A 21,662-nucleotide genomic window follows, 5' to 3' on the forward strand; every position below is an offset into this window, starting at 1 on the left:
TGTATTAGGCACGCCGCCAGCGTTCGTCCTGAGCCAGGATCAAACTCTCCATTATAGAGTAGTTGATTGCTCTTGTACTTGCTGGCGCATCGCCGTCCGAAGACAAGCGATTCGCTTTGATCTGCACGAATGCTGATCAGTAAGTTTGCGCGGGCCGTTTTGCGCGGCCGTTGCTGTTTGTTGACGTTTTGCTGTTCAGTTTTCAAGGTTCAATAAATAAAATTGGTGGAGCCTAGCGGGATCGAACCGCTGACCTCCTGCGTGCAAGGCAGGCGCTCTCCCAGCTGAGCTAAGGCCCCGTGAAAATGGTCGGGAAGACAGGATTCGAACCTGCGACCCCTTGGTCCCAAACCAAGTGCTCTACCAAGCTGAGCTACTTCCCGGACTTTCAATGCTGGATGTAAAAATATGGCGCGCCCGAGAGGACTCGAACCTCTAACCGCTTGATTCGTAGTCAAGTACTCTATCCAATTGAGCTACGGGCGCATCGTCAGGATGTTGTTTCGCTTTTGTCAAACAAATGGTGCCGAGGACCGGAATCGAACCGGTACGGTAGTCACCTACCGCAGGATTTTAAGTCCTGTGCGTCTGCCAGTTCCGCCACCCCGGCTTAGGGTCNAATTCATAAAAGTTAAAGCTGTTAATTGGAACAGCGACTTTTCAATATTAGCAGCTTGCCCAAGAGATGTCAACAACTTATTTGCCGAATATTTTTGAATTCATTTTGTATATCAAAAACGCGACAAGAAATACTATAACATTGCTTCCAATAGAAAACAAGTCTTTTATAATAAATTAAGAGGCTCAGTAAAATTCACCGAGCCTCTTTCCTACAAATCGTATTATTCTCTAGGACGCATTTGAGGGAATAAGAGAACGTCTCTAATTGATGCCGAGTCAGTTAACAACATGATCAGCCTGTCAATTCCGATTCCTAAGCCACCAGTTGGGGGCATTCCATATTCAAGTGCCTCAATAAAATCTTCATCCATTTCATGCGCTTCATCATTACCTTCAGCTTTTTCTATAAGCTGCGCTTCGAAACGCTGGCGCTGGTCAATAGGATCATTCAATTCAGTAAACGCATTGGCATGCTCTCGACGTACAATAAATAATTCAAATCTGTCTGTAAAACGCTCATCTTCCGGATTTTTCTTTGCAAGAGGTGAGATTTCAACCGGATGGCCATAAATAAATGTCGGCTGTACTAATTGTTCTTCTACCCTTTGTTCAAAGAATTCATTTAAGATATGTCCAGTTTCCATAGTTGGTTTGATCTCTACATTATGTTCTTTAGCCAGAGATTGAGCTTCTTCCTTAGTCATAGGCTTCCAGAAGTCCACTCCTACATATTCCTTAACTGCGTCTGCCATGTGAAGACGTTTCCAGCCAGGAGCCAGATTAATTTCTTCACCACTATAGGTGACAGTTGTTTTCCCCAAAACTTCTTGAGCGACATGGGCAACTAAATTTTCAGTGAGAGCCATCACATCATTATAGTCTGCATAAGCTTCGTACAATTCCAGCATTGTAAATTCAGGATTATGACGAGTAGAGATACCTTCGTTACGGAAAACTCGACCAATTTCGTATACTTTTTCCAATCCACCAACGATAAGACGCTTTAAGTGCAATTCAATCGCAATTCGGATATAGAGCTCCATATCCAACGCATTATGATGAGTAACAAATGGTCGTGCTGCCGCTCCGCCAGCGATTGAATGCAGCATTGGCGTTTCGACTTCCAAAAACCCTAGATTATCAAGGTAGCGGCGCATCGATTGGATAATGCGACTGCGAAGAATAAAAGTCGCTTTGCTTTCTTCACTAGAAATTAAGTCTAGGTAGCGTTGACGGTAACGCTGTTCTACATCTTTCAAGCCATGGAATTTTTCCGGTAAAGGGCGCAAAGCTTTCGTAAGAAATTCCACTTCTTTGGCCTTTACAGACAATTCTCCCACATTAGTTTTAAAGACTGTACCTTTTACTCCGATAATATCTCCCAGGTCTGCTGTATTGAAGAAGTTATAAGCTTCATCTCCGATAGCGTCTTTACGGACATAAATCTGGATTTGACCTTTTAAGTCCTGAAGATGGGCAAATCCTGCTTTCCCTTTTCCGCGCTTCGTCATAATTCGTCCGGCAATCACTACTTCGTGTCCTGCCTCTTCCAGCTCTTCTTTAGAAAATCTATCATATTCTTTCACTATCTCTTCTGATAAATGTGTTCTTTCGAATCTCCCGCCGAATGGATCTATCCCATTATCACGGAAGTTTTGCATTTTTTGGCGCCTCACCAATAATTGATCATTTAACTCTTCTGACATTCCCTACACTCCTTTATTTATAACAACCACGCTCGTTCGTGTATTTATCTATTGTACACAATTTTTCTTCTTCCTACATAAAAAAAGCTGCCACAAATCTATGGCAGTTTAATTTTATTTATTACATAACATTGCCGACTGCTACGGGACACTTATTTTTCTGCACTTCTATCATATGGATCGCCACTATCTTCCTCAAGCAAAAATGAATCAACGCTATAATATGTTTTCCATAACTCAATACCTTCTCTTTGCGGCTCAATAAAATCTTGAGTAGGATCAAGCTCTAACAACGGCACTAAAACAAAAGCCCGTTCATACATGCGCGGATGGGGAATAGTCAACCTGTCTGTTTGCAGCTTGTCGTGATTAAAAAGCAAGATATCAAGATCAATCGTCCGTGGGCCCCATCGTATTTCACGTTTACGATCCAATTCACTTTCGACAGCCTGGCACACTTCAAGCAACTCCAGAGCAGAAAGATCTGTTTGTAAATAAACAACCATATTCAGAAATGGCTCCTGTTCAGTAAAGCCGATCGGTTCCGTCTCATATAAAGAAGATATTTTCAGCACATCAACTTTGTGGTGCTTCTCCAATAAACGGACTGCCTGCTTTAACATCTCCAGGCGATCACCCATATTCGAACCGAGTGACAAATAACTTTTATTCATACAAATTCTCCTCTGGCGATGTCGACCGCCACTGATTTGTAATGACCCGGAATAGGGGGATCTGGTTTAACCAATAGTACGCGTATTCCTTTTACTAAAGAAAACGCAGCTAGTACTTCAGAAGCGAGATTTTCCGCGACTGCCTCCAGAAGTTTTTTGGGCTCGCCTTCTATTACTGACTGGCATGTGTTATAAACTTCAACGTAATGAACCGTATGTTCCAAAGCATCTGTTTCTCCTGCCTTTTTCAAATCCACAGCCAATGAAACCGTCAGCCGAAATCGCTGGCCAAGTTTGGTTTCCTCCGGGAAAACTCCGTGATAGCCATAGAACTCCATTTCATTTAAATGAATATAATCCATTATTCCGCCTCCTGATATTTTACTTTGCCGTTTAGGATGTCTGTCATTCTCAATGCACGCACCGTTTCCAATACATCATGCACCCTAACGACGCTGCATCCTTTCCCGGCTCCATAGCAGGCTGTCGCCAAAGAACCTTCCAAGCGTTCATCTACCGGGACATCCAATACTTTTCCGATCAGTGATTTTCTGGATGTTCCCAATAAAACCGGATAACCTAAACCGACAAATTCCCCCAATAATTGCATCATCTTGATATTTTGGTGTGTGTCCTTTCCAAAACCGATGCCCGGATCGAGCCAGATCTGCTCTTTTTTTACACCCGCTTGTATAGCTGTCCGAATGCTTTTATCAATATCACTTTTCACTTCATCCCAGAAATCAGTATATAACGTATCGTTACGGTTATGCATCAAAATTAGCGGCACCTGATGTTTTGCTGCGACTGCCGCTATGGCGGGATCGTATTTCGCTCCCCAAATGTCATTGATAATGTCGGCTCCGGCGGCTATTGCTGCTTCTGCGACTTGTGATTTATACGTATCAATGGAAAGAACTATATCTAACTCTTCTTTTATCGCCTTGATGGCTGGGACTACCCGCGCGATTTCTTCTTCGATAGATATCTGTTGGTGGCCGGGACGGGTGGATTCACCACCAACATCTATAATATCAGCCCCCTCTTCCACCATTTTTTGGGCGTGTGCAACCGCATTCTCCAAAAAACTATACTTTCCGCCATCGGAAAATGAATCCGGAGTGACATTGAGTATCCCCATCACAAGGGTTTTTCCAGTAAAATCAATATTCAAAATCGGCACCTTCCATTTCACTCGCCGGTTATTTTATTTCCCGGGAAATGTTCTATGTATCCATCTTACCGTGATAGACGTTTTTTACACAATAAAAGGGCACGCCGGAGCATGCCCTTAGGAAATTCTTCAGTTATTTTCTTCGAATTGATACAACGGGGTGCTCAGGTAGCGTTCGCCATTCGATGGAAGAACGGCCAGCACTTTTTTACCTTTGCCCAAACGTTTCGCCAATTCAAGTGCTGCGTAAACTGCTGCACCGGAAGAAACTCCTCCAAGGATTCCTTCTTCACGGGCAACTTTCCGCGCAGTTTCATAAGACTGCTCATTCGATACTTGAATAACTTCATCGTAGATTTCTGTATTCAGTATTTGAGGGATGAAACCTGCCCCAATTCCCTGAATTTTATGCGGTCCCGGTTTACCGCCGGATAATACTGGTGAATCTGAGGGTTCCACAGCAGCAATCAGGATATTCGGGTAGTTCTCTTTCAATACCTGTCCGGCTCCTGTGATTGTGCCGCCGGTTCCGATGCCTGAAACGAAGGCATCCAGTTGGTCACCCATCGCTTCCACGATTTCAGGACCTGTTGTCAGGCGATGGATTTCCGGGTTCGCCTCATTATTGAATTGCTGAGGCATAAACCAATTGTTTTCAGTTGCCTGCTGTTCTGCCATTTTAATGGCGCCGTTCATGCCTTCCGCCCCCGGAGTCAAAATAAGTTCTGCTCCGTATGCACGAAGAAGGTTACGACGTTCCATGCTCATCGTATCCGGCATAACCAAAACCGCTTTATAGCCCTTGGCAGCTGCAATCATCGCCAAGCCGATACCGGTGTTTCCGCTGGTCGGTTCGATAATGACGTCGCCTTCTTTTAAATCTCCGGATTTTTCAGCCGCTTCGATCATGGATAAAGCAATGCGGTCTTTCACACTGCTGCCCGGGTTGAAATACTCCAATTTCAAATAAACTTCAGCGTCTTCGGGACCTGTCAGTCGGTTTAATTTCACAATAGGTGTCTGTCCAATCAAACCTGTAATATCATTTGCAATACGAGCCATTTTCAACACTCCTAATCCCTAGTAGTTTTATCGGCATTTCATTGACTTATCGTATCAATATTTATCCTTCACTGTCAAATTGCATGATTTATTCGCCGTAGAACCACTCGGTTTCAAATTCCCGCCAGAAAGCTTCCGGTGTAATCGACTGCGGCAATTGTTCAAGAGCGAGCTCCCGGCTTATGTGGCCCTCCACATCTTCATATGTAAAACTCTGGCCTTCCGCTTTTTCGGTAACCGAAATCACAGCTGTCCGCGCATCTGCCAGCGCCAACGGTTCGGACCAACCATCCTTTTCCACCGCGGTGACAGCATTTGCAATGGCTTCATCAATAGTGGATTGCCCCGGAACCACATATCCGATATCGCCACCCAGGCTTCCTGTCGACGTATCGACAGAACGTTCCCGTGCCAGCGCTTCAAACGAAGAGCCATTTTCAAGTTCCGCTATGACCGCCTGTGCTTCGTCTGCAGATTCCACTACAATCATACGGGTTTTATAGGAATCGGGAATATCGTATAACGACTGATTTTCCTGATAGAAAGATTCTATTGCACTTTCTTCAATCACGACATCTTTTGTCAGCACTTTCTCCAGGATCAACTGTGCCGTCACTCTTTCCCTCATTCGCTCAACATCCGAAGAATAAAGCGTTTGTTCGCTGCCGTCACGCGCCGAACGCATCATCGCGAGTTCAAGGTCGACTTCTTTATCATTGACTTTGATACCATATTCCTTTGCTGCCGTTTCCATCACTTTCAAATTCACCAGGTCAAGGAGGGTTTCCCGACCATGCTGTTCTTCCATAGCCGCCATCCATTCCTGGCGCGTAATTTCTTCGCCGCTGACGGAAGCTACTTCCTCATTGCCCCCCGGGTCGTTGGGAATCAGCCAGGCAATGAACCACAGCAAATTTCCTGCCAGTAGAATCAGCAGCAGAATCAGCAACGGCTTTGTCTTTAATCTTCTTCTCGGTCTGCCCGTTTCACCCGGTGATGTGCCGGGCCGACCCTTGTCATTGCTGTAACTCATCGATGAGCGCTTCCAATTCTTCTTTTGAATAATGATACGTTTCCAGACAAAAGTGACATTGAGTCTCAGCTGAGCCGTCTTCTTCGATCATTTTTTGGATTTCTTCTTTCCCCAATCCAATAATGCCTTCCGCAAAACGTTCTTTGGAACAATTGCATTCGAATTTCACCGGTATGCGATCCAGAATCTCTACGTTTCCTTCACCAAAAATCTCTTCTAAAATTTTTTCAGGGCTGTATCCCCGTTGAACCATTTTGGAAACTGGCTCTATGTTCGCCAAACTTTTTTCAAGTTTGTCAATCGCCGCTTCCTCTGCATCCGGCATTAATTGTACAATAAAACCACCTGCAGCCAGCACCGAATTATCGGTATCCACCAACACGCCGAGGCCGACAGAAGATGGAATTTGTTCAGATACAGCAAAATAATAAGTAAGATCTTCTGCGATCTCTCCTGACACAATCGGGCTCTGACCCGTGAAAAAGTCCCGCATACCGAGATCTTTGATTACCGAAAGCATGCCGTCTTTGCCGACTGCTCCGCTAACATCCAATTTTCCTTTGGCACTGAGATCGAGATGAGTTTGCGGATTTATTGCATAGCCACGGACACCGCCATGCGCATTGCTGTCCACCAGAATTGCACCAAGCGGTCCGCCGCCATCCATTTTCAAAACGACTTTGTCATTGCCTTTCAGCATAGCGCCGAACATTACGCCACCTGTCATCAACCGTCCAACAGCGGCTGTTGCAGTCGGCCACATCATATGCCTCTTCTGCGTTTCCCCTACCGTTTCCGTACTGTCCACCGCGAATACACGGACACTTCCTCCAAAAGCAAGGCCCCGCACTAAATAATCTGCCATACAAATCGTCCTTTCTTATAAAGCTTCATTGCGCTTATAAATCAAATGGAGGCCTTTCAATGTAAGAAACGGCTCCACTTTATCAATCAGCTTTGATTCAGCGGCTATTAACGATGCCATTCCACCGGTCGCGATGACTGTTGGAACTTCCATGCTCTGCTGTTTCATCCTGGTGATGATGCCTTCCGCCTGTCCGACAAAACCATAGACAATGCCCGCCTGCATGGCAGAAACCGTATTTTTGCCAACGACATTTTCCGGACGGGCAATTTCAATCCGAGGCAATTTTGCGGCACGGCTGTAAAGAGCTTCTGTTGAGATGCTGATGCCCGGAGCAATTGCCCCGCCCATGTATTGATTGGCTTCATTAACATAACAGTATGTCGTCGCTGTTCCGAAATCGACGATAATCAGCGGGCCTCCGAATTCATGAATTGCAGCCACGGCGTTAACGATGCGGTCCGCACCGACTTCCTTGGGATTATCGTATTTGATATTAAGGCCTGTCTTTAGACCCGGCCCCACAACCTGCGGCTTGATGCCAAAATATTTCAGAGCCATGCGTTCCAATGAAAACATGATGGGCGGAACCACCGACGACATGATGATGCCTTTGACATCGGTGAATTTTAAGCCGGCGTCCTGCAGAAACGCTTTGACCTGCATGCCATATTCGTCTTCCGTTTTATGGCGGTCTGTTTCCATGCGCCAATGCTGGGTTAACACATTTTGGTCGTAAATGCCCATAACGATATTGCTGTTTCCGATGTCCATTACTAAAATCATTTTGCGCTCCCCATTTATCTGCAATTTTCCAAAATATCATACCATAGTTTCATGGGAAAGAAAAAAGCTGGCCGCCTCTTCCGTAACGGAATTGGACAACCAGCTTACTAAATTTATTTGCGGTCTTCATGGATAGGATCTTTTACTCTGTCAGATGATGGTTCTTCACTTGGAAGATCCCCAGCTGAAGGGTCGCTTGGTGCTCCTGTTACATCAGGAGCTTCCCCATCTTTATCCAGATCAACCGTTTTGTCTTCATATTCACCGTTCAATGCTTCATATGAACGCTCCGGCAATGTGCCGTGCTCTTTCAAATGCTGAATTTGACCGGCATCCAATGTTTCAATTTCAAGCAATGTACTCGCAAGCAATTCAAGAAGGTCTTTGTGTTCAGTAAGAATCTCTTTTGTGCGAATGTACTGCTCTTTGATGATGCGTTGGATTTCCTGATCAATTTCAAATGCGATGGCGTCTGAATAATTCTGCTCTGAGTTAAAATCGCGGCCAAGGAAAACATTTCCGCCTTGTGCCTGACCGAATTGGATCGGTCCGATTTTGTCACTCATTCCGTATTCCGTCACCATGCTGCGGGCGATAGCCGTTGCACGCTGGAAATCGTTATGGGCGCCAGTTGAAACTTCGCCGAACGTTATGTCCTCAGCGACACGGCCGCCGAGCAAGCCGGCAATTTTATCAAGCAATTCCGGTTTTGTCATAAAGTAACGGTCTTCACGCGGCAGCATCACGGCATAACCGCCAGCTTGTCCACGCGGAACGATTGTTACTTTATGGACAATATCCGCGTCATCGAGTACCAAGCCGATGACCGTATGGCCGGATTCATGGTACGCGACGATATTGCGTTCTTTCTTCGAGATGACCCGATTCTTTTTGGCGGGACCTGCAATTACGCGGTCTGTCGCTTCATCGATATCGGACATATCGATTTTCAGTTTACTGCGACGGGCTGCAACCAGTGCTGCCTCGTTCAATAAATTCTCCAAATCGGCGCCTGAGAATCCTGGTGTACGTTGAGCGATTGCTTTCATGTCAACGGTTTCGTCAAGCGGCTTATTGCGTGCATGGACTTTCAATACTTCTTCGCGTCCTTTAACATCCGGACGGCCAACTGTAATCTGACGGTCAAAACGTCCTGGACGAAGAAGGGCCGGATCCAGAATATCCGGACGGTTTGTTGCTGCGATGATAATGATGCCTTCATTGGCACCAAAACCATCCATTTCAACCAATAATTGGTTCAATGTCTGTTCACGCTCATCATGTCCGCCGCCGAGGCCTGCGCCACGCTGGCGTCCAACTGCATCAATTTCATCGATGAAAATGATACATGGAGCATTTTTCTTGGCATTTTCGAACAAATCGCGGACACGGGATGCCCCGACCCCAACGAACATTTCCACGAAATCGGAACCACTGATTGAGAAGAACGGTGTTCCAGCTTCTCCTGCAACAGCACGGGCCAGCAATGTTTTACCGGTACCCGGAGGTCCGACAAGCAAAAGCCCTTTTGGAATACGTGCGCCGATATCGTCAAAACGACGGGGATCTTTCAGGAAGTCGACCACTTCGACCAACTCCTGTTTCTCTTCGTCCGCTCCTGCTACATCATTGAAGCGCACTTTTTGCTTCTGTTCGTCATACAGCTTCGCTTTACTTTTGCCGAAGTTCATCACACGGCCGCCTCCGCCGCCTTGTGACTGGTTTAGCAAGAAGAAGAAAAGGATGAAGATGATGATGAAGGGAATGATGCCTGTGAAGAATTGAACCCAACCGCTTGTCTGTGGTGCTTCCACATACGTGATTTCTGCACCGTCAGCCCGAGCAACGTCGTCAATCTGATTCATCAAAGCTTCATTTTCCAGCGGAATATTCGTTACAAATGACTCGTCCTCTTCATAGCCGTCGAGTGACCCTGTCACTTCATATACCATGGAAGTAGGCTGTATAGTCACTTCATCGATCTCTCCATTTTCCAACGCCTGCAAAAATTCGTTATATCCTATATCTTCAGTTGGTTGGCCACTGTTGTTAAATGTCCCCAGAATACCGATAATAACTAGGAAAATCAGTAAATAAAATATGGTGTATCGAAATATTCGATTCATCCCGAGCCTCCTCACAAAGTTTCCCAAAACTATACTAAATACTAACATAGGAACATTTAAGCATACAACGATAAGCACTCGCCTGACGAGGTTAATCGACAGACTGTGAATTTCTTATGTCTATTCCTATTCTCCGCTGTAAACCACTGGCTTGAGAATCCCGATATAAGGCAGGTTACGATATTTTTCCGCATAATCCAATCCGTAGCCGACAACAAATGCATCCGGTACTTCAAAGCCGATATAATCTGCTTTCAAATCCACTTTCCGGCCGGTCGGCTTGTCCAGCAAAGTGACGATTTTGATGGAATTTGCTTTCCGGTACTTGAAGAGGTCCACCAGATAGCTGAGTGTCAAACCGCTGTCGATGATATCTTCGATAATCAGCAGGTCCCGGCCTTCTACGCTGGCGTTCAGATCTTTAACGATTTTCACTTCCCCCGAAGAAACAGTGGCATTGCCATAACTTGAAACATCCATGAAATCCATTTCGACGTAACCGTCGAAGCGCTTCATCAAATCGCCCATGAAAGGCATGGCGCCTTTTAATACACCGATTGCCAATGGATATTTGTCTTTATAATCATTCGTCAGGATTTCGCCTAATTCACGGGCTTTTTCCTGAAGCCGTTCTTCGGAGATTAATATTTCTTCGATGTCTTTCTGCAACATAAGTGGGCCTCCTATAATTCGCTTCCGCGATCTTCACATTTTTGTTCCATAAGCACCCAATTGTCTTCGGGGCGCTGAATGACGCTGATATGCCTTGACGGGCGTAAACCCGGCACCAGCAGAATTTCGCCATGGCGGTCAGTAATGACTGGCCATCCCGAACGAAGAGGGGCAGGAACTTTTTCATCAATCATCAGCCTTGCGACTTTTTTTGGACTCGACATACCAGGCAGAGAGATACGATCACCCGGTAGTCTGCTGCGAATCTGCAGCTGCGGTTCGTCTTCACCTGAAAGGTACCAGGCGAAAACATTCGGCGATTCCTCAAAGTTGTGAGCAGAGACCAGTTTGTAACGAAAATTCTTTACCGCCACCGACCATTCATCACTGCGGATTTGCAGATCATACTCTTGTGGGGCGGCCTCCGGGTCTCGTTGGCTGAATAAAACACGATCATATTGCCGAACCATCATATATTTTTGGGGTAAATGCAGGAAAACGGTGCCGGACGAACTTTGCATCATTTCCTGTACTTGTTCGGCAAGTTGCCTTGTAACAGTTACTTGCTCACCAATATATAGATAGTTTAATAGTAGTAGAACCATTCTTTTTTGTAAAGCAGATGCATGGGATCTGAATCTTTCGGCAGACAATGCCATTTCCTGCTCTTCCGCTGAAAAGATTGAATCCAGTTTTTCCTGTGCCAACTCAGTCAGGAACTTTTGGTCTTCCTGCAAACTTTCGGATAATTCCACAAACTGTTTCGATACGTTAACGTTTTCTTTTTTTAATTCCGGTACGACATTTTTACGGATCCTGTTGCGTGTGTAATGATTTTCCACGTTGCTCGGATCTTCCCTGAACGGCACTGCATTTGTGCTGGCATACTCAGCAATTTCCTGTTTGGTTACTGCCAGCAGCGGTCGGACGAGCTTTCCTCTTCCAAACGGCCGGCTGGATGGCATGCCGAATGAACCCGATTGCAATGTTCCCCTCAATCCTGACATCAGGATCGTCTCGAGCTGGTCGTCTGCATGATGGGCGGTTGCGAGTTGAGTTGCACCGGTTGCATCCATCACTTCTTCAAAATATTTATACCGCTCCTGCCGGCAGACTTGCTGCTTGTTGCCGCCGGAGGTTTCAAGGATGGCGGGAATCGGAATATCGCGGCTGTGGAAGGGAATACCCCATTGTTCGCAGGTTTTTTCTGTAAACAGACGGTCTTCAATCGACTCGTTGCTCCGCAGCATATGATTGACGTGGACAGCTTCGACAGTGATCGACAGTGCGGCTTCATGTGTTTTCAAATAATGCAGCAAAACCATTGAATCGATTCCACCCGAGCAGCCGAGCAGCACGTGATCGCCGGATTCCAGCAGTTTGAATTTTGTCATATAATCTGTTATCTGCTCATGGAAATTCTTCACTTGGCGCCACCTCCCGTCGTAGTGCTATTATCCACTTTATTGGAATAAAAAATTTCTTGAAAGCGCAATTGACTTCCTGCCATTGCGTATAGTATGATATGAAATGTCCGTTTCAACAAGGCGGCGTAGCTCAGCTGGCTAGAGCGTACGGTTCATACCCGTGAGGTCGGGGGTTCGATCCCCTCTGCCGCCATCTTATAGAAATAAGCGTCCCTCTCGTGGGGACGCTTATTTTTTATGCTCTGTTTGCCAGGAATCCATCAATTTGGCGGCGGTGGTGCGCATCATGCGACAGCATGCCTTCGAAATATTCTGCTGCATCGGTTTGATGGCTGCCCACTGTAAAAGGCGCTTTGAAAACTGAAGGATCCATCTCTTCAATGGCTTTCGCCAGGAGTGCCCGCTGTTTTTGCGCGTTCGCAAGAACTGAAGGAAAGTGTGTCGTTTTGACATTTTCCACAGCTTTCCGGTTGAATGCATCCACATCCGAAAACGATTCGATCACCGCGCCTTCCTTCATCAAAGGCAAACGATCCTCACGCATAAACCGGTCCCATTCTCCAAGATGTGCAATGATTTCGGAAACAGACCATTTCCCTTCCGCGATCGGTGCATGTGCATCCTCATCCGAATTCACTCTTGTATTCAATGAAGCCAAATACGTTTCGTATTCCGTGAAAGCCTCCAGTAATTGCCCTTTTTCCATCTTCTTCACACTCCAGTAGAAATTTTATTAGAAAAAAACGCTTCCCGATTGAGAAGCGTTCCATTATCACTATGGTTCAGCTGCGCTGAAGCATCTTTCCATGCCATTAAAACAGCTAGCAAGTTAGCCTCTTTTTGCTCCTCGGCCACCGCGCTTGGATTCTGTAGCGCGTTTCAATGTCGTCATATTCTCTTCGCTGTCCTTCAGGAACTTCGCCATTTTTGTCTCAAAGTTCTCTTTCGGCGCGCGTTCGAATGAACGATTGCTTGGGCGTGGGCGTTGTGGTCGATCTGTAGCGCCGGCTGGCTGTGGTTTGGCTTTGCGAATGGAAAGGCCGATTTTACCGTCAGCTTCCACATTCATCACTTTCACTTCCACCATTTCCCCAACTTTCAAATGATCATTGATGTCTTTTACATAATTGTCGGCGACTTCACTAATATGCACGAGGCCTGTTGCACCAGTTGGAAGCTGAACGAACGCTCCAAAATTTGTAATACCTGTAACTTTACCTTCTAACTTGCTGCCTACTTCAATCGACATAAAAAAAATGCTCCTCCTTAAAAATTAAGATGGCTACTAAAAGCCATTTAGTTGTGAGACGGTTTTCCGTCACACTTTTAATTATAACCATGAAAAAAAGAGTGTCAACTGACTACTCTTTTCAACACGCTTTTTCTTCACTTTTCCGGTAATGTAAAGATGATTTCGCCATGTTCTGATACAAACAGCTCTTTTTTGGCCAATTTCGCCAAATATTCATCGTCATTCAGCAACAGGATCTGCTCTTCCAATTGCACTTGTTCTTTTTCGACTTCTTTCAGTGCAAGCTGCGCTTCTGCACGCAATTGCTCTTTTTCGGTCATCGTCTGGGATTGCGCATAAATTGTCGTGCCAATCCAGATGCTTGCCATGAGGACGATAAGCCCGAAAACGGCCAGTCTTCTGAACAGCCGGACCTTGTGGGCCATCTGTCTTTTTTCTTTTCGTTCCACCGAGCGGACATAGTCATTTTGTATTGAAGCGACTTCCGGCGCGGCGGTGGATTTTTCTCTCTTCAAACTCATGACTTGTTGCCCCCTTTGCTTACGTTGTAGCCATTATACATGAAAACCCTTTCTTTTATAAGGGTTTTTTTACACTTATTGAAAAATAAAATCCGTTCACCGAAGCCTTACGCTTCGTCATCAATGAATTCCGGCTCTACTTTATCCACTTTTTCTTCTTTCAAAATCGTGTACATATTCAACGTTTCTTCTTTGCGGACATTTTCTTTCAGCATATCCACCCGTACGGTCACCACTTTCTGGCCGAAACGGATCTGCAGTTCATCGTTTTCCTTAATGACCGAACTCGCTTTGGCTTTATTGCCGTTTACGGTGATCCGGCCCTGGTCTGCCACTTGTTTGGCCAATGTCCGACGTTTGATCAGCCGGGAAACTTTCAGGAATTTATCGAGGCGCATTGTTATTCTCCCTTTCTTGCCAAAATCTTGGCTTCGTTCCAAAAACTGTCCAACTGCTCCAATGTGTAATCACTGAAGCTGCCGGTTCCGTCGTTCACTTTTTTCTCTACGAAACTGAAGCGGCTGCGGAATTTGCGGTTGGCCTGGACCATCGCCTGCTCCGGAGAAAGATTATAGAACCTTGCGATATTGACGAGCGTAAACAGCAGATCCCCGAATTCGTCGAGTTGCTGTTCTTTTGAACCATTCGCCAGTTCGTTCCGGAATTCCTGCAGCTCTTCCTGAAATTTATTCCAGGCAGCTTCTGCGTCCGGCCATGTGAATCCAACCTTCGCCGCCCGTTTCTGGAAATTGAAAGACGTCGTGAGTGACGAACTGAAGCGCTCCTGGCCGTCCAATAGCGAATCGGCTACGGGTTTTTCCTGCGCTTTAATTTCCTGCCAATTGCTGACGACTTCGTCCGAGCCGCCGACTTGTGTGTCACTGAAGACATGGGGATGGCGGCGGATCATTTTGGCGCTGATCGCCTCGAGCACATCTTCAAGCTGGAAGTAGCCGTTGTCCTGCCCGATCTGCGAGTGCAGGAACACCTGCAATAAAACATCGCCCAGTTCTTCGGCAATGGCGTCGTCATCCTGCTCATCGATTGCCTGGAGCAGTTCATGCGCTTCTTCCATTAAATACGGCATCAGGCTCTCGTGTGTCTGCTCACGGTCCCACGGACAGCCGTCAGGACTGCGCAACTTGGCGATGACCGAGCGGAATGTCTGCCATTCCTTCAGCCGCTCCTGCATGTCTGTGGACGGCGGCACATAAACCGTCGTCAGATTGTCGATTTCAGCGGCACGATCAAGTTCATGGAGCGGCACCGTCCGCAATTTCTCGTCCGCAGAGCCGGCAGCCGTGACGATGGTGACGGGATAAGCGTCCGGGTATTTCTCCATTAGCGTCAGTTTGGCTTCCGAAGCGCTGAATGTGTCGTAAATCTGGGCGATGAGAATGTGCTGCGTCATGTTCAACCGATCACTTTCCATCGTTGTACCGTCCACCAATTGAAAACCGTCGATCGGATCGATGCGCAAAGCGCCGAACACCGCATCAAGAAAACTGCTGCCGCCTTCGATGATTAATTGGCAACTTCCCGACTCTTCCGCTTCGATAAGATGCTGCACCGTCTGTTCGGCAACAAGCGGATGGCCCGGGACCGCGTAGACGACAGGCCCTTCTGCTGAAAGTTCGAGCAGCGTGTCGGCAATTTCTTTGTAGACCGGCGCAAAGCTATCGTGTTTTTCATAAATTTCATCAAAACTTTTATACGCCAGGCCTTCCTCCACCAATTCGGTGAGCACCGGATGGTCGGCGGTCCGCACATACAAGCGTTCCGCATTTTTCAGTTTTTTATAAACACCGAGCGGCAGCTGGTCGAGGTCGCCAGCGCCGAGTCCGATAATATGGATCGTTTTCATCGCCCATCACCTTTTTTCTTTAAATTGATTGCCAGTTGCAGTTTGGCCATTTTCCTTCCGAACGGCATGATATACCATTGTTTTTCCGTAATGATGCGACTCCGCGCAATTAACAGCAGGAAGACAGCTGCGCCCAAAAGCACCGCTGTCAGCGCAGTTAAGGTTGCCGCAAAGCGGCTCGACAATTCGTCGAATAGCGTCCAGTCCGCTAAAATCGCCCACCCGAGAACCACTGCGCCCATCAAGGCCGACGCCGCAAACAGCCAACCATAAAAACGAGGGGGCGCAAATTGCAGCGGCCATTGTGTTTTAAAATAAATCACCAGACCGCAGACAATGAACGCAAGCCCCAGATTTCCCGCCAGCGCTGCACCCATCACGCCGTAAAGCGGAATCAGCAGCCAGTTGCCGATGATTTTCACCATCAGTCCGCCCGCCATCAGGAGGGCGGGCACGCGGATTTTTCCGATGCCGTGGAGCAGCGCAGTGAGTATCAACAACAGCGACATCCAAACAATCTGCCAGCTGAAGACGATGAGCGCGGCCGATTGTTCCCTCGTCTGAAACAGCATTTCATTGACATAGGGCATGACAAACGTCAGTCCGGCTGCGGCAGCGACGGCGAACAACAGCGAAATACGGTAAGCGAGTTTGGCATAAAGTTCTGCCGAACGGCCATTTCTTTTTCGCTGCATCTGCGCGACCAGCGGCACAATTGAAAGCGCCAAAGAAGTAGCCACCAGCAAACCAAACTGGGCAAGCGGCTGGCCGCGGTCGTAGATGCCTTTTTGTTCCATAGCCTGAAGCGTTTCGAATCCGCTCGCTTCGAGAAGGCGGAAGACGCTGAACGAATCCGCCATCTGGAAAATCAGCAGAATCAACGAACTCATACTGACAGTCAGGCTGATTGCCAGTAATTTTTTTATAGTCTGCCATAAATGGATCGTAGCGGGCTGCGGATGCCAGCTGACATTCTTATAGAAATAAACGAGCAACAAACCGACTGCCGCCAGTTCCCCTATAACCGCACCGGACATTGCCGCCTGACCCGCCGTATAGAGTGAAAATCCATTCGCAATGACAATCCAGGTGCCCAGCAGTATAACTGCTACACGGATTGCCTGCTCAGTGACTTGTGCATAGGCGACAGGCTGCATCTGGCTTCCCGCCTGAAAATAACCTTTCATCACCGCGAGAGGCGCCATCAGCAACACGGCAAAAGAGCCGACTTTCAATAATGCGCTTAACCCGGCATCACCCATCCACGCCGCAAGCAGGTCTGCACCGAGAAAGAGCACAGCAAAAATCGACAGTGAGATTCCAGCAATCATCCAGAAAGCGATGCGGAGGATTGCACGATGCTCCTGTTGATCGGAATCCGCAAGCATTTTTGAAACGGCCACCGCAAATCCGTAAGATGTCCAGATGCCGAAAACTGCAATGAACGGATAGACCTGCTGATAAATATAGAAGCCCCGGTCCCCGACCATATTCTGAAATGGCACCCGGTAGACCGCACTGAGGATTTTCACGACCAGGCCGGCCAGCGTCAGAAGGACCGCACCTTTCATAAATGATTTCATCGCACCTTCTGTATTCAACCGGCTTCACCCATTCCATCCATCCCTTTAATTTGACGTTTCCACTTCCCGGAGAGATTCCGGCAGTAATTTCATCATCCCTTCAAGGACATCGAACGGATGGTGTTTGGCGCTTTTATTTTCATCGATTGTCATGACGAGCTGCTGGCCGGCTATGGTAAAGCCGACTGCGCGGCCGAAAGCGGCCGATTCTTCGACCAGCTTGCCGCCATTGACGGCTGCTGTACCTTTTTCGCTGAGTTTGATGGCGATGATTTTGCCATTTTGCTTGATCGACTCGACGCCCACCTGGCGTCCCCATACTTTCATCAGGGCGATGCGCAGGAGACGGTCGGCCTCCAGCGGCATATCGCCGAAACGGTCAATCAGTTCATCCTGCAGTTCCGACACTTCCTCGGCGTCATCGATGCCTTTGACCCGTTTGTACATCTGGATTTTCTGGTAACCGTCGCTAATGTAGGAATCCGGAATATAGGCATCGGTATCAAGCGAAATTTCAATTTCCTGAACCGGTTCTTTTTTGACACCGCTCTGGCGTTCTTCAATCGCTTCTTCGAGCATTTGCGAGTACAGATCAAAACCGACGGAGTCAATAAAGCCGTGCTGCTGGGAACCAAGAAGATTCCCGGCGCCGCGGATCGTCAAATCACGCATCGCAATCTTAAAGCCTGAACCGAGCTCAGTGAATTCCTTGATGGCCATCAGTCGTTTCTCAGCGACGTCCGTCAGCACTTTGTCGCGCTGATACATGAAATATGCATAGGCGACGCGGCTTGAACGCCCGACACGTCCGCGAAGCTGATAAAGTTGCGATAAACCCATGCGGTCGGCGTTTTCGACAATCAGCGTGTTGACGTTCGGAATATCGATGCCGGTTTCAATGATGGTGGTCGTCACCAATACATCATAATCACCGTCAAGGAAATTCAGAATTACTGATTCCAGTTCGGTTTCAGACATCTGTCCGTGGGCATAGCCGATGCGGGCTTCCGGCACCAATTGCTGAAGCTCTTCCACTTTTCGTGTCATGTCCCCGACACGGTTGTATAAATAAAACACCTGGCCGCTGCGCGCCATTTCCCGTTCGATTGCTTCACGCACAAGCGCACCGTTCTGTTCCATCACATAACTTTGGACCGGAAAGCGGTTGGCCGGCGGCGTTTCAATGACCGACAGATCCCTTACGCCGATCATCGACATATGAAGCGTCCGCGGAATCGGCGTTGCCGTCAGCGTCAGCACATCGACATTGGCCTTCATTTGTTTGATCTTCTCTTTATGGGTGACACCAAAACGCTGTTCTTCATCGATGATCAATAAGCCGAGATCTTTATAGTGCATATCTTTCGACAGGATCCGGTGTGTGCCGACGACAATGTCCACGGAGCCATTTTTCAATCCTTTGACCGTTTCCGTCTGCTGCTTTTTCGATCGGAAGCGGCTCATGAGGCCCACTTCCATCGGATAATCTTTAAAGCGTTCACTCATCGTCTCGAAATGCTGCTGTGCGAGAATCGTCGTCGGTACCAGGAACGCGACCTGCTTGCCGTCGAGTACGGCTTTGAAAGCGGCGCGTATCGCCACTTCTGTTTTGCCGTATCCGACATCGCCGCAAATCAGACGGTCCATCGGACGTTCTTTCTCCATATCCTTTTTGACTTCATTGATGGAACGCAATTGGTCCACCGTTTCGTCGTACGGGAATTCGGATTCAAACTGTTGCTGCATGTCCTGCTCTTTCGAGAATGAGAAACCTTTCAACGCTTCGCGTTCGGCATAAAGTTTGATCAGATCATCCGCAATGTCCTGTACCGCTTTCGAAACTTTGGCGCGCGTTTTTTTCCATTCGGCGCCGCCCATTTTATGAAGCTTCGGCTCTTTTTCTTCCGAAGCGATGTATTTTTGGATCAGGTCGATCTGGTCGACCGGCACAAACAGTTTATCGTCCGCTTTGTAGACGATGTGCAGATAGTCTTTATGAACACCTTTCACTTCCAGCGTTTCGATTCCGACATAACGGCCGATTCCGTGGTGGACGTGAACGATATAATCGCCCGGTTTGATCTCCGAATAGCTTTTGATGCGTTCGGCATTGGTCAATTTTTGCGCACGTGTCTTCCTCTTCGCCTGCTGCTTGAACAATTCGGAATCGGTGATAACTGCAAAACGCTGCAGGGACATTTCAAACCCGTTGGACAGCTCGCCATCCGCAAGATAAACTTTACCCGGCTGGACGTGGGTCGAAGGAGTCAGAATCTCGCTTTCCACTCCATAATCTTCCAGCACTGAGCGGACTTTGCGCAGCCGCTCCTCACCTTCCGCTACGACAAAAACACGGAATTTCCCCATAACCCAACGTTCCATTTCCGCCTGCAATAAATTCATCTGGCCGTGGAACGATTGCATCGGTTTGCTGGAAAAGGCGACGGATTTTTTGACCGTCACCATCGGGAAGGTCCGGACGAATAGCGACATATATGTCGCTTTCTGCTCCAATTGGCTGATCACTTCGCGGAATGTGTGGGATAAGTTGATGCCCTGCAAAAATTTGCCTTCTTCCAATAACGAAACGACCCAGTCGCCTTCTTCGCGTTCCAGTGTTTCCGTCATTTCCTGAATGCGGCCCAATTCGTCAAAAAACACATACCCATTTCCCGGGAAATAATCGCCGAGAAACGCCGATTGGGTTTCCACCAGCGAGGCATATTTCGCCGCTTGGTCCGGTATATCTCCCTGGCGCAAGGTATCAATATCATGCTGAATGAACTGCAGCAATAACCCTTTCGTATCGTCAGCCTTTGTTTTCTTTAGCGTAACCGCCAGTTGCTCTTCGATGCAGTCCGCCAACGCGCTTCGCTGCGCCGGGTCCAGCACCAGCTCACTTGCCGGCAAAATGCATAAAGAACTGATTTTTTTCAATGAACGCTGGTCTTCCGCATTAAAAATGCGAATCGAGTCGACATCCGTATCGAATAATTCCACCCGTACCGGATGCTCGAAATTCAATGGGTAAATATCCAGAATGCCTCCGCGCAGCGCAAACTCCCCGGGGGCAGTCACCATCGTCGTACGGGAATACCCCATAGCCACCAGTTTCAACAGCCATTCATCGGTATCAAGCTCTTCGCCGTCTTCCACGCGCAAAGTCGATGCGTCCCATTGTTCTCTTGATGGCAATAATTTGCGCATACCGGCTACCGGTGTGATATACACACCTTTTCCGTTATTCGCCATATGGTCCAGTGTGTCAATGCGGTGGGCCCGCAATTCCGGCCCCGAGAAAGAAACATCCGCCGCAATCAATTCTTCGGCCGGATACAAATGGACAAGCTCTTCCCCCAATAATTTCACAAGATCGTCGTAGACACGCTGGGCATGCAATAAATTCGGTGTGACAATCAACAGCGGCGCATCCAGTTCCCCGTAAAGCGTACGGTAGAAAAATGTGCGTCCGCTCCCCGACAACCCCGAAACCAGCTGTTGGTCCTGTCCTTTTTTCAAATCAGCAATTAAATTTTGTACATGAGAATCCTCTGAAAATGCCTGTAAAATATGATTCATGAAGATTCCTCCTCTCCCGGGAAACAGAAAAAAGCTCTGAACGCGGTTTGCGCCAAAGCGGTTCTATGCTCCATTGAATTTGGTCATTACTTCGATAAACGGTTTGGCGAGCCAGAATTCACAGGCTTCCGCACTTCTTTGCACAGCTTCTGCCATATCCGCACTTTCCTCTTTTGAAAATCTGGATAAGACGTAATCCGGTACTTTCATTCCGGCAGGCGGACGATCGATGCCGATGCGGATCCGGTTGAAATTCTGCGTTCCCAGATGCTGAATAAGGGACTTGATGCCGTTATGTCCGCCGGCACTGCCTCTTTGCCGCAGCCGTAATTGGCCGGTCGGCAAGTCGAGATCATCGTAAATTACAATGATGTCGTCAATGCCGATATCGTAATAGTCCATCACTGCACTGACGCTTTCGCCGGATAAATTCATATACGTCAACGGCTTCAGCAGCATCACTTTGCCTTCCGGACGATGAATTACCGAATGCATGCCTTTGAATTTCGCCTGTGTCAGCGGTGCATTCCATTTTGATGCCAGATGGTCGATAACGTGGAAGCCGATATTATGCCGGGTCTGTTCGTATGTCTTGCCTGGATTGCCCAGGCCGATAATCAATTTCATCGCAACTCGTCCTTTGCTGTTCACTGCTGTCTATTTTATCATATGAAGCTGTTAAAGAAAAAACGGAGACTGCCAGAAGACAGTCCCCGT

At 47.6% G+C, this 21,662-nt stretch carries 19 protein-coding genes and 5 tRNA genes; 1 reads left to right on the top strand and 23 read right to left on the bottom strand.

Annotated features, from left to right (window positions below; translation table 11 throughout):
- Positions 1 to 223: 223 nt before the first annotated feature.
- From ACFQ1X_RS02390 to tilS, 15 genes are all read right to left on the bottom strand, one after another.
- Positions 224 to 299: transfer RNA gene (locus ACFQ1X_RS02390), tRNA-Ala, on the bottom strand.
- Positions 300 to 306: 7 nt separating this feature from the next.
- Positions 307 to 383, bottom strand: a tRNA-Pro gene (locus tag ACFQ1X_RS02395).
- Between the two features lie 26 nt (positions 384 to 409).
- A tRNA-Arg gene (locus ACFQ1X_RS02400) sits at positions 410 to 486 on the bottom strand.
- A gap of 35 nt (positions 487 to 521) precedes the next feature.
- Positions 522 to 610: transfer RNA gene (locus tag ACFQ1X_RS02405), tRNA-Leu, on the bottom strand.
- Positions 611 to 842: 232 nt separating this feature from the next.
- Positions 843 to 2,327 (bottom strand): lysine--tRNA ligase, encoded by a 1,485-nt coding sequence (lysS, locus tag ACFQ1X_RS02410; RefSeq protein ID WP_144841543.1) that lies wholly within the window; start codon positions 2,325 to 2,327, stop codon positions 843 to 845.
- 152 nt (positions 2,328 to 2,479) lie between these two features.
- Positions 2,480 to 3,001 (bottom strand): 2-amino-4-hydroxy-6-hydroxymethyldihydropteridine diphosphokinase, encoded by a 522-nt coding sequence (gene folK, locus ACFQ1X_RS02415; protein ID WP_144841542.1) that lies wholly within the window; start codon positions 2,999 to 3,001, stop codon positions 2,480 to 2,482.
- Positions 2,998 to 3,363 carry a dihydroneopterin aldolase gene (gene folB, locus ACFQ1X_RS02420; RefSeq protein WP_144841541.1) on the bottom strand — a complete coding sequence of 122 codons (366 nt, stop codon included), beginning with the start codon at positions 3,361 to 3,363 and terminating at the stop codon, positions 2,998 to 3,000. The genes folK and folB overlap by 4 nt, the downstream gene beginning before the upstream one ends.
- Positions 3,363 to 4,175: a dihydropteroate synthase gene (folP, locus tag ACFQ1X_RS02425; RefSeq protein ID WP_379081226.1), complete on the bottom strand. Its 813-nt coding sequence runs from the start codon at positions 4,173 to 4,175 to the stop codon at positions 3,363 to 3,365. Before folP ends, folB begins: the two co-directional genes overlap by 1 nt.
- A gap of 129 nt (positions 4,176 to 4,304) precedes the next feature.
- The gene (gene cysK / locus ACFQ1X_RS02430; protein ID WP_144841540.1) at positions 4,305 to 5,237 is read right to left on the bottom strand and encodes a cysteine synthase A; all 933 of its coding nucleotides are present in this window, start codon (positions 5,235 to 5,237) and stop codon (positions 4,305 to 4,307) included.
- A gap of 88 nt (positions 5,238 to 5,325) precedes the next feature.
- The gene (locus ACFQ1X_RS02435; protein WP_144841539.1) at positions 5,326 to 6,270 is read right to left on the bottom strand and encodes a peptidyl-prolyl cis-trans isomerase; all 945 of its coding nucleotides are present in this window, start codon (positions 6,268 to 6,270) and stop codon (positions 5,326 to 5,328) included.
- Positions 6,254 to 7,135, bottom strand: a complete 882-nt coding sequence (hslO, locus tag ACFQ1X_RS02440; RefSeq protein ID WP_144841538.1) for an Hsp33 family molecular chaperone HslO — start codon at positions 7,133 to 7,135, stop codon at positions 6,254 to 6,256. Before hslO ends, ACFQ1X_RS02435 begins: the two co-directional genes overlap by 17 nt.
- Positions 7,136 to 7,150: 15 nt before the next feature.
- Positions 7,151 to 7,921, bottom strand: a complete 771-nt coding sequence (locus ACFQ1X_RS02445) for a type III pantothenate kinase (protein ID WP_144841537.1) — start codon at positions 7,919 to 7,921, stop codon at positions 7,151 to 7,153.
- 113 nt (positions 7,922 to 8,034) lie between these two features.
- A complete protein-coding gene (ftsH, locus tag ACFQ1X_RS02450) occupies positions 8,035 to 10,047 on the bottom strand; it encodes an ATP-dependent zinc metalloprotease FtsH (RefSeq protein ID WP_144841536.1) in 2,013 nt (670 codons plus the stop codon).
- Positions 10,048 to 10,173: 126 nt separating this feature from the next.
- Positions 10,174 to 10,719 carry a hypoxanthine phosphoribosyltransferase gene (gene hpt, locus ACFQ1X_RS02455; protein ID WP_144841535.1) on the bottom strand — a complete coding sequence of 182 codons (546 nt, stop codon included), beginning with the start codon at positions 10,717 to 10,719 and terminating at the stop codon, positions 10,174 to 10,176.
- A gap of 11 nt (positions 10,720 to 10,730) precedes the next feature.
- Positions 10,731 to 12,146: a tRNA lysidine(34) synthetase TilS gene (tilS, locus tag ACFQ1X_RS02460; protein WP_379081231.1), complete on the bottom strand. Its 1,416-nt coding sequence runs from the start codon at positions 12,144 to 12,146 to the stop codon at positions 10,731 to 10,733.
- A 119-nt stretch (positions 12,147 to 12,265) separates the two neighbouring features.
- Here tilS and ACFQ1X_RS02465 point away from each other — a divergent pair.
- Positions 12,266 to 12,339: transfer RNA gene (locus tag ACFQ1X_RS02465), tRNA-Met, on the top strand.
- A gap of 42 nt (positions 12,340 to 12,381) precedes the next feature.
- On the opposite strand, the gene ACFQ1X_RS02470 is transcribed toward ACFQ1X_RS02465, so the two are convergent.
- The 8 genes from ACFQ1X_RS02470 to pth form a co-directional block, all read right to left on the bottom strand.
- Positions 12,382 to 12,852, bottom strand: coding sequence for a DinB family protein (locus ACFQ1X_RS02470; RefSeq protein ID WP_144841532.1), 471 nt, complete (start codon positions 12,850 to 12,852; stop codon positions 12,382 to 12,384).
- Positions 12,853 to 12,975: 123 nt separating this feature from the next.
- Positions 12,976 to 13,395, bottom strand: a complete 420-nt coding sequence (locus ACFQ1X_RS02475) for a S1 domain-containing RNA-binding protein (protein WP_144841531.1) — start codon at positions 13,393 to 13,395, stop codon at positions 12,976 to 12,978.
- A 137-nt stretch (positions 13,396 to 13,532) separates the two neighbouring features.
- The gene (locus ACFQ1X_RS02480) at positions 13,533 to 13,919 is read right to left on the bottom strand and encodes an FtsB family cell division protein (protein ID WP_144841530.1); all 387 of its coding nucleotides are present in this window, start codon (positions 13,917 to 13,919) and stop codon (positions 13,533 to 13,535) included.
- A gap of 107 nt (positions 13,920 to 14,026) precedes the next feature.
- On the bottom strand, positions 14,027 to 14,317 hold the full coding sequence (locus tag ACFQ1X_RS02485) for an RNA-binding S4 domain-containing protein (protein WP_144841529.1): 291 nt from the start codon (positions 14,315 to 14,317) through the stop codon (positions 14,027 to 14,029).
- A gap of 2 nt (positions 14,318 to 14,319) precedes the next feature.
- Complete coding sequence (gene yabN / locus ACFQ1X_RS02490) at positions 14,320 to 15,783, bottom strand: bifunctional methyltransferase/pyrophosphohydrolase YabN (protein ID WP_144841528.1); 1,464 nt, start codon at positions 15,781 to 15,783, stop codon at positions 14,320 to 14,322.
- Positions 15,780 to 17,384: a putative polysaccharide biosynthesis protein gene (locus ACFQ1X_RS02495; RefSeq protein ID WP_379081236.1), complete on the bottom strand. Its 1,605-nt coding sequence runs from the start codon at positions 17,382 to 17,384 to the stop codon at positions 15,780 to 15,782. Before ACFQ1X_RS02495 ends, yabN begins: the two co-directional genes overlap by 4 nt.
- A 27-nt stretch (positions 17,385 to 17,411) precedes the next feature.
- Complete coding sequence (mfd, locus tag ACFQ1X_RS02500; RefSeq protein WP_144841527.1) at positions 17,412 to 20,945, bottom strand: transcription-repair coupling factor; 3,534 nt, start codon at positions 20,943 to 20,945, stop codon at positions 17,412 to 17,414.
- Between the two features lie 63 nt (positions 20,946 to 21,008).
- Positions 21,009 to 21,572 carry an aminoacyl-tRNA hydrolase gene (gene pth / locus ACFQ1X_RS02505; protein ID WP_144841526.1) on the bottom strand — a complete coding sequence of 188 codons (564 nt, stop codon included), beginning with the start codon at positions 21,570 to 21,572 and terminating at the stop codon, positions 21,009 to 21,011.
- Positions 21,573 to 21,662: the final 90 nt, after the last annotated feature.

This window comes from Metaplanococcus flavidus (assembly GCF_042675885.1).
GTDB lineage: Bacteria > Bacillota > Bacilli > Bacillales_A > Planococcaceae > Planococcus > Planococcus flavidus.